Consider the following 4,363-nt stretch of genomic DNA (forward strand, 5'->3'; position numbering starts at 1 on the left):
ATGTCAGTCCTCGTCGGCGAAACGCGATGACGGTGCGCGCGGATTGCGCAAGCGGCCGATCAGGGCCGAAACCGCCGTGATGTTCATCTCCTCGGGCGACCAGTTCCGCGCTTCCGCGATGTGATGCGGCGCCAGCTCACGATGCGTGCTGCCGCTGTAGGCGGCGTCCTGGTAGGTCACCCGCTCCTGGGTCTTTCTGTCCTCGCGGACATATTCGATCAGGTAGTTCGGGGCTTCGGCGCGGCCGCGCACACCGACGCGCACCTGGGCATCGCCATGGGCGCGCTTGCAGCGTTCGAGTTTTTCCAGCACGCGCCGGACATATTCGACCGGCTTGTCCAGGGTTTCGACCATGTCGGCTATGGTCGCATCGGCCGCGATCGGCGTTGGCGGTACGCGCTTGGTGGCCATCAGCGTTTTCCGGCTCGTTTCGGCAGCGCCGCGAGCGCGGCGGCGGCCGCCATCTCGTCGGCCTCCTTCTCCAGCCGCAGTTCGCGCAGGCGCGCGGTCTTGGCTTCCCGTGCTTCGCTGACGGCATCCCGTTCGGAAATGATGCGGTTGAGCGACATCGACTGGGTTTGCGTCTTGCTGAAAAGCGACACGGCCGGGTCGACGGCTGGCTTCGAATGGGCGGTCAAGATCTTTCTCCTGTCAGGAGCCTGGTACCGATAGGGCGAGACCGGGTCTTCGGTCGGGACCAGTACAAAGCGATGCGGCAGCGGATTCAGAATGCTGCAGCGTCCCTTAGCACGTTCAGCCCAATGCGCAGCGCATTTTCGGCGGCAACAAGCGTATAATGAAAAAGGCCAGGCACCGCCTGACCTTCCCTGGGAGCCGCCGCGCATCCAACTGGATGCACAAGCTGGCTCCTGATGGGCTGCACAAACCTTGGAAACTCAGGTTTCCCGTGGCAATGCGCCCGAATTCGCCGTTCACCAGTGCCAGTACATCCGTGGTCACCGGGACGGCTGAATTCTTACTTCACGCCGCCTTCAACTGGTCGGCGGACATCTTGCCCGACTTGTTGTCGCGGACCATCTCGTAGCCGAGCTTCTGGCCCTCGACGATGTCGCGCATGCCGGCGCGTTCCACGGCCGAGATGTGGACAAAAACGTCGGCGGAGCCGTCGTCAGGCTGAATAAAACCAAAACCTTTGGTGGCGTTGAACCACTTAACTGTGCCGGTGCTCATGACGAACCCTTTCCATGGCAAATATTCGTTCGCCGCCGTGCGGATGCACAACGTCGTTTGTCTCGATTTTTGATGTGGGAAGTTCGTCAAAGGCGCGCTCGAAAGCGCGGATAACAAAAGTCAGTCAAACAAATATCGACGAATTTCTTCTACGCGTGTTTCGGACGCCTGTCAAATGTTGCGCCATCGAGCCGAAAATCCGCCAGATGAAAACGTCTCAAGTGGTCGATCCCGATCCCTGGGGAAGGCCGCTTCGCAAATAGGCCCTATTCGTCCGGCCCCGGCTCCGGCCATGTCTCCCTGGCTGCGTCGGCATACCATTGGCGCATGGCCGGCGTTGCCAGAACCGCGTCGACATAAGCCCTGGTGTCGGGCGCCAGATCGCCGCCATAGGTGTCGAAACGGGTGACGACGGGCGCGTACATGGCATCGGCCGCGGTGAAATGGCCGAATAGAAACGGGCCGTCCTTGCCGTGTTTCTCACGGCACTCGCGCCACAGCGCCTCGATGCGGGCACGTTGGATCTCGCCTTCGGCGTCGAGCGGCTTGTGCCCCTTGGGCCGGCGCAAGTTCATCGGCCAGCCATAGCGGACTTCGCGAAACCCGGAATGCATCTCGGTCGCCGCCGAACGCGCCAGCGCCCGGGCGCCGATATCGGCCGGCCAGAGCTTTTTCTCAGGAAAGAGGTCGGCGAGGTATTCAAGGATGGCAAGGGTTTCCCAGACGATCCTTCCCTTGTGATTCAGGGCGGGCACCTGACCGGTCGGCGACACTTTCGCCAGGTTGGCCGCGGTTTCCGGCGTGCGCAGCCGCACGAACCCCTCTTCGAACGGTATCTCCAGGTGCCGCATCGCCACCCAGGGCCTGAGCGACCAGGACGAAAAGCACTTGTTGCCGATATAGAGCGTGAATTCCGACATCTGTCCCCCTTGGCGGTTGCTCCTTGCGGAGTGCGCTGGCCGGCACCCTAGCCTGCCGGCCCGGCCGCCGAAAGGCACCTGTCTTGCCGACCCAAGCAGCGGCTGCTGGAACCGAAACCGTGCCGGCTCGTTTGCCCAGGCGAACCAGGAGATGCGAAAAATGGTGAACAAGGATCAGGTGGCCGGCGTCGCCAAGCAGGTGAAAGGCTCGATCAAGCAGGCTGCCGGCAAAGCGACCGGCAACAGGCAGACACAGGCCGAAGGCATGGCCGACAAGGCCACCGGCAAGGTGCAGAAGGCCTATGGCGACGTGAAGGACAAGGTCAAGAAATCGCTTTGATCGCTGTGGAAGGGCCGCGTCGAGCGGCCCTTTTCACGTCTTCAGTGATTTGCTGAAGGCGTTGGTGAAAATCACATCGCCATGATCGTCGCTGGCTTCACCCAACACGACGTCCAGACTGTCGTCGGTGACACGCGCCAGAGCGAAGCCACCCATATAGGCCGCTTTCGGCTTGAAGAGATCGAGGCCGTCGCGTTGATAGATCATCGGCACCTCGTGCTGATGACCGTGGAAGATGGCGATAACGTTGTAGCCCTTCAGGGCCGCCAGCAATGCCTGGCGGTCTGCATCGCTCCACCAATGCGACGCTCCCTTGCCTTCGTCGTCAAACGCCCTCCTGGCGGGGTCCCACCGCTCCGTCGAAAAAATATCCCAGCCATAGTGCTGGAACAGGATGACCGGGCGGCCGTCGGCGGCATAGGTCGCCAGGTCCTGCCTGAGCCAAGGCAGGCCGTTGTCGGCGCCATGGCCGGTGTCGCCGGCGAAGCGATGGGTCTGCACCAGATGCAGGCCGCCCCAGTCCCATGAATAGCAGTCGGTGTCGACATCGTAGCTGGTGGCCGGCACCGGCGGCTTGAAGAACACGCCGGCGCGATGATTGACCTCGACATAGTCGCGCATTTCGCGCCGGTACCAGTCGACATGGTGCGGCGGCCCGTTCTGGTCGAGGTCGTGATTGCCGAGGCCGACATAAACCGGAACATGCACGCGGTCAGGGCCCATGCCTTGCTGATAGCGCTGGCTGAACTGCAGGAGTTGGGTGCCTTCGCTGGGCTCGGTGATCTGGCCGCCGCCATCGTCGGTGATGTCACCGCCGACGACAAGGCCGAGCGGCGTGCCGATGCGGCTACCGGCAGGGCGCAGGCCGGTGGCGATGGCGTTGATCTCGGCCGGCCACTCCTTGTCACCGATGGCGTTCAACGCCGCGACGTCGCGCAGCAGCGCCGCGTCCGTCTTGCCTTCCAGCTGGCAATTGGGGCTCAAGCCGCTCGCCATGCGGCAGGCATGGACATCGGCGACGAACAGGAAGGTGGCGTCGACAGGCTGGATGCGCTGCCCGGTCTGACCGAACGCCGGGCGTGAAAGCGCACCGGCCGTGGCAAGACCGGCGGCCTGTAGCAGAAACCCACGGCGCGAGAGCAATATGGAGGAAGGGCGATTCATCATCGGGGATTTCAGCATGGAGGGCGGGCGGCAGTAAAGTTCAGTCCTCGCCACGGCGATCGCCGCAGGAAAGAGCCGCCATCGAGGTTTTTCGCGACAGCGAGACGGGTCGGCTGGCAATTGTCCCGTTTGCCGATTTGCGAAAACTGTTTCCACTCAAGGCGGGAGCCAAGAGCACGATCGAGTTCGTCGAGCTGTCGCCCAGCAAGCAGCCGAATGCCACCAAGACACTGACGCTGGCCAAGGAGACGTTCAGCCTGGGCGACTGCAAATACAATGTGCTCGCCGTCACGGAGACCTTCAAGAGCGGAGGCGGAGAGACACTCGACGCCTTCACGGCACTCTATTCACCCGATCTGCAGGCCGCTCTCGCCCGGCGCTACGATGAAGGCACCAGCGCGGAATCAGTGAACGGCTACGAGACGATCAAGCCTTTGGCCGACTAGATCTAGGAACCGGCTGTCCGCGCTCGCCGCGGCATCGCCGCAAAGCTGGGCTGTAGCCTGCCTCAAATGCCGCCGTACCGCCGCAGCACCCTGCGACGTCGCCTCGCCCCCGGATCGCCCTGCGATGATGCCGCTTGCGCGGCGCTCTCGAACGCCGCAAGGCAATCGCGCAACGGGCTGGCGTCCTGCGCTGCCTTGGCCATCGACATGGCACCGGAATAGGCGGCGACGGCAACCATCGCAAACTGCCGGGGGTCCGTGCCTTGCTCCCTGCCCTCCTGCTGGTCGGCGCTGATCTTGTC

Annotated in this window: 7 protein-coding genes and 1 pseudogene; 2 read left to right on the plus strand and 6 right to left on the minus strand. The window is 63.1% G+C overall.

Annotation, left to right across the window (positions count from 1 at the left end):
• Positions 1-3 precede the first annotated feature (3 nt).
• The 4 genes from EOA36_RS28960 to EOA36_RS28975 form a co-directional block, all read right to left on the minus strand.
• The gene (locus EOA36_RS28960; protein WP_127280425.1) at positions 4-411 is read right to left on the minus strand and encodes a hypothetical protein; all 408 of its coding nucleotides are present in this window, start codon (positions 409-411) and stop codon (positions 4-6) included.
• Entirely contained in the window at positions 411-638 is a 228-nt protein-coding gene (locus EOA36_RS28965; protein WP_127280426.1) for a hypothetical protein, read from the minus strand. Before EOA36_RS28965 ends, EOA36_RS28960 begins: the two co-directional genes overlap by 1 nt.
• Before the next feature lie 343 nt (positions 639-981).
• Complete coding sequence (locus EOA36_RS28970) at positions 982-1,191, minus strand: cold-shock protein (RefSeq protein WP_010915421.1); 210 nt, start codon at positions 1,189-1,191, stop codon at positions 982-984.
• Positions 1,192-1,457: 266 nt separating this feature from the next.
• Positions 1,458-2,111, minus strand: coding sequence for a glutathione S-transferase family protein (locus tag EOA36_RS28975; RefSeq protein WP_127280427.1), 654 nt, complete (start codon positions 2,109-2,111; stop codon positions 1,458-1,460).
• Between the two features lie 151 nt (positions 2,112-2,262).
• Here EOA36_RS28975 and EOA36_RS28980 point away from each other — a divergent pair, with 151 nt between their 5' ends.
• Positions 2,263-2,451 (plus strand): CsbD family protein, encoded by a 189-nt coding sequence (locus tag EOA36_RS28980; RefSeq protein ID WP_167531207.1) that lies wholly within the window; start codon positions 2,263-2,265, stop codon positions 2,449-2,451.
• A 33-nt stretch (positions 2,452-2,484) separates the two neighbouring features.
• Here the strand turns inward: EOA36_RS28980 and EOA36_RS28985 are convergent, their stop codons facing one another.
• Entirely contained in the window at positions 2,485-3,618 is a 1,134-nt protein-coding gene (locus EOA36_RS28985; RefSeq protein ID WP_189553404.1) for a metallophosphoesterase, read from the minus strand.
• Between the two features lie 134 nt (positions 3,619-3,752).
• On the opposite strand from EOA36_RS28985, the gene EOA36_RS28990 reads away from it, so the two are divergent.
• Positions 3,753-4,061, plus strand: coding sequence for a hypothetical protein (locus EOA36_RS28990; protein ID WP_245464502.1), 309 nt, complete (start codon positions 3,753-3,755; stop codon positions 4,059-4,061).
• Between the two features lie 62 nt (positions 4,062-4,123).
• Here EOA36_RS28990 and EOA36_RS28995 read toward each other — a convergent pair.
• Positions 4,124-4,363: pseudogene (locus tag EOA36_RS28995) on the minus strand (TetR/AcrR family transcriptional regulator); the annotation flags it as partial.

The organism is Mesorhizobium sp. M8A.F.Ca.ET.021.01.1.1, from assembly GCF_003998025.1.
GTDB lineage: Bacteria > Pseudomonadota > Alphaproteobacteria > Rhizobiales > Rhizobiaceae > Mesorhizobium.